The organism is Bartonella sp. AA1HLJMS (assembly GCF_042197445.1).
Lineage (GTDB): Bacteria > Pseudomonadota > Alphaproteobacteria > Rhizobiales > Rhizobiaceae > Bartonella.
The window spans coordinates 1-3,486 of the sequence record NZ_JBHIRW010000086.1; the positions used below are offsets into that span (position 1 = coordinate 1).

Genomic DNA, 3,486 nt, shown 5'->3' on the forward strand with positions numbered 1-3,486 from the left:
ATATACACTTCAACAACCATCAGAAACGGCCTATGCTCCCCAAAAGCCACTAGGAAATCCCTATGATAGACTTGGTGGGAGACCGAGTGATGGGCGACGCACCGACGGACTCGTAAACCCCTATTCAATAACGGATCTGGCGGCGCAAGGTTGGCAAACACCCTACGACACAGTTGGTGGAGGTGCGCAGGGTGGACGACATCCCCATGAACCAGAACATCTCTATGCAGAGCTTGACTTTAGTGAACGTGGTGAGCACTCTCCCCAAAGACCTCTCGAATCTGTCTATACAACGGTTGGCATGGGAGCTGAAGGTGGGCAAGAATCCCAACAACTAGAAAATCCCATCTATCAAGGCGTTGGAGGAAGAAAAATCTCCCCTCCCAGAACCCCAAAAGATGTGGTTACAACAAAGCTTTTAAAAAACGTAGACTTTCAATATGGTGTAAGAGAAATCCAAGAGCGATGCAGAGTTGTTTATAAAAACGAGCATGCTTTGAATGGACCACTTGCGAAGATCCTTGATGATCCTCAGGGTGCAGAAAAAGTCTTATTGGAGCTTGCAGAAAATCCTGAAAGCGCTGGTAAGCTTGCAGGTCACAAAATACTTGGTGTAAAATCTCCAAGCCGCAGAGAAGCTGAAGAGAGTTTTGCTCCCCTTTGCTCAGCTCTTGAAAGACATATACATAATACACAAAAGCTCCATAAACAGTTTACACGGGAGCAGGAAAGAGAAAGAAGTCAAAGACACGAAAGTCCAGAAAGAGACCCAGAACACAGACATCACCACCATCATCATCACGCAAGAGGACGAGAACACAATAGTCCAGAGCACAGCCCACAACGACAAAGACATGGAGAAAAAGGAATGGCTTTTGCCATGTAAGTGGACATAAACGTAAAAACAGATCAATTTTTGTTTTTCGTTTAATCACTTTTTCAGTGAGTTTCTTGGCGCAAATCGTTTCATCGGGATTGCGCCAAGAGTTGTTTTAGAATGTTACAAAAAATAGTTCTAAAAGTGGATCCTGTAATTTATTGTAACTTATTGATAAAATTTCATAAAAAAACTGTATAAAAGACATAAATGTTCATTACATATCAATATTGAATAGCGCAGAATCTTTGGAGGTCATTCGGTTGGATATCTTCCTTTATATCAAAGTTATCAAAACTAAAAGTGGGGAATGCACCAAAGAGGTTTTCTAAAAATATTGAAAGGAAATATGTATGAAAAAACATCATCCACATCCTTCTGCAAATCCAGAAGCCCTCTATGCAAAAATTAATAAACCAACTAGAGGAAACCAGCGCGGACCAACCCCAGAAGAGGAAGTTCTATACGCATCAGTTAGCACCTCTTCCCCTCTTTCAAGAGACAGACATCATGCTCAAAGGAGTGAAGATCCTGAAACCGACTATACAACGGTTGCTTCTCCAAGACATGAAACTGATGTTCTATACGCATCAGTTAGCAGCGTTACCCCTTCTTCAAGAGGTAAACATCAAAGGACAGAAGATCCTGAAACCGACTATACAACGGTTGCTCCGCACCAAAGAGGAAAGCCTTCATCTTCCCTCACAGCTGATCAAATAAGTGTCATGCTTTTAAAAAATCCACACGTCCAAGCACATGCAGAAGAAGTCATACACTGGAGTAAAATTGTTTATGGCGATGATACGATTTTCCAGCAGCACTTGCAAGGAATACTTACAGATCCCACTAAAGGAAAAGACCTTTCAAATCAACTTGCTGAAAATCCTGAATCTATACATAAACTTGCTGGCCGCTCCACACTTGGCTTAAAAAATCAAACACGCAAAGCAGCTGAAGATGGTTTTAGATCGCTCGTTGATGCCGTTGATGGTTATACAAAGGCTGTACAAGACGCAGCAACAAGACTATCGCAAACCCCTCTAGCGGAACAAAGACGCCATCAAGAAAATTCTCAGCAAGTTGAGAGACACCATCATCATCATCGTCATCATCACACAAGAGGACAAGAACACAATAGTCCAGAGCACAGCCCTCAACGACAAAGACACGGAGAAAAAGGAATAGCTTATGCCATGTAAGGGGGCATAAACATAAAAACAGATAGTTTTTGTTTTTCATGTAATCTTTTTTTCAGTGAGTTTCTTGGCGCAAATCATTTTATCGCGATTGCGCCAAGAATTGTTTTAGAATGTTACAAAAAATAGCCCTAAAAATGGCGCCTGTAATTCATGCCGACTATTGATAACTTATTGATAATATTTCACAAAAAAACTGTATAAAAGACACAAATGTCCATTAAGCTGATTGCAAATAGCGCAGATCTTTGGAAGCTCATTCAGCTCGATATTTCTTTTGTCTCAAAGCGATCCAAGCATAAAAGGCAAGAATGCACCAAAGAGGTTTTCTAAAACAATTTTTGAAAGGAAACATGCATGAAAAAAAAACACCCTCATCCTTTTCCATCCTCTTCAATACAAGAACTTATAAAGCTCTATGAACAAGCGGCGGCAGAGGTCTCAGGCGCAGCAGCCCCCCTTCCTAAAGAAACGCCTTCAAAAAGCAAAAGACTGTCATCCATACCGGAAGAAGATGAGGAAAGACAATCTTTTTTAAGCGAAGAAACTGTATATGCATCAACAAATCCAACAGCTTCGTTAACAAGAGGCGGCTCTACCAAAAGACCGCAAGAAGCTGAAACGACACACGCAACAATTCCTTCACAAGTTACCCAGAGGGCAACAAGAGTTATCTCAGAGGAAGAGATCATTCTATTGCTTCCACACCATTCATTGGTTCGAACCTATCAAGAAGAAATCCAACGTTTATCCGCAAGTGCCTATGGTAACCCAAACATTTTGCAAGAACAAATGCAGGAAATTCAAAGAGATCCCGCTGCAGGAGAAGAGCTCTCATGGCGCATGGCAGCCTATCCTGAAAGTATCGCTAAACTTTCCGGTACCAGCGCGCTGGGCTTCAAAAGTCGAGCACGTAGACAAGCGGAAGAGAGTTATTCCGCTCTCAGTGTCACTGTTGATTGTTATACAGAAGCTGTAAAACAGGCAAGAGAGAGCCTCTTACAATCTCCAGAGCAAGAACTCAAAAACTATGAACGCTTCATGGGGAAGGAAGCCGTCGCTAAACTTCTGCAAAAACCAGATCATCGCGAAAAAGAAACGCTTTCAGAGACAGAAATTTCTACCAAAATTCACCAACATTCAAAAGTCAGAAGACACCATGCCCAAATCAAATATTGGTGCACTGTTGTTTTTGGGAACGCAAACATTTTGCAATCACAAACAGAAGAGCTTTTCCAAAACCCTGAAACAATAGAACAGCTGGCACAGCAACTTGCCGGAAATCCTCAGTCTTTTAACAAATACACTGGTCGTAACTTTTGTGGCTTTAAAAATAAAGCACGCAGACATGCTGAAGCGGGTCTTTCTCACCTCATTGACGCCGCTGACAATTATGCAACAGCTGTAACACAA

3 protein-coding genes are annotated in these 3,486 nt (G+C 41.9%); all 3 read left to right on the plus strand.

Annotated elements, in window-relative coordinates; translation table 11 throughout:
* Nucleotides 1-886: BID domain-containing T4SS effector (locus ACFIQE_RS09185; protein WP_375707591.1), on the plus strand; the 886-nt coding region annotated here is incomplete at its 5' end.
* 344 nt (nt 887-1,230) lie between these two features.
* On the plus strand, nt 1,231-2,076 hold the full coding sequence (locus tag ACFIQE_RS09190) for a BID domain-containing T4SS effector (protein WP_375630146.1): 846 nt from the start codon (nt 1,231-1,233) through the stop codon (nt 2,074-2,076).
* Nucleotides 2,077-2,430: 354 nt separating this feature from the next.
* The coding region (locus ACFIQE_RS09195) for a BID domain-containing T4SS effector (RefSeq protein ID WP_375707592.1) at nt 2,431-3,486 on the plus strand (1,056 nt) is incomplete at its 3' end.

Excerpts from the sequence above, each read along its gene's own strand:
- ACFIQE_RS09190 (WP_375630146.1), top strand. The coding sequence starts at position 1,231 with ATGAAAAAACATCATCCACATCCTTCTGCAAATCCAGAAGCCCTCTAT.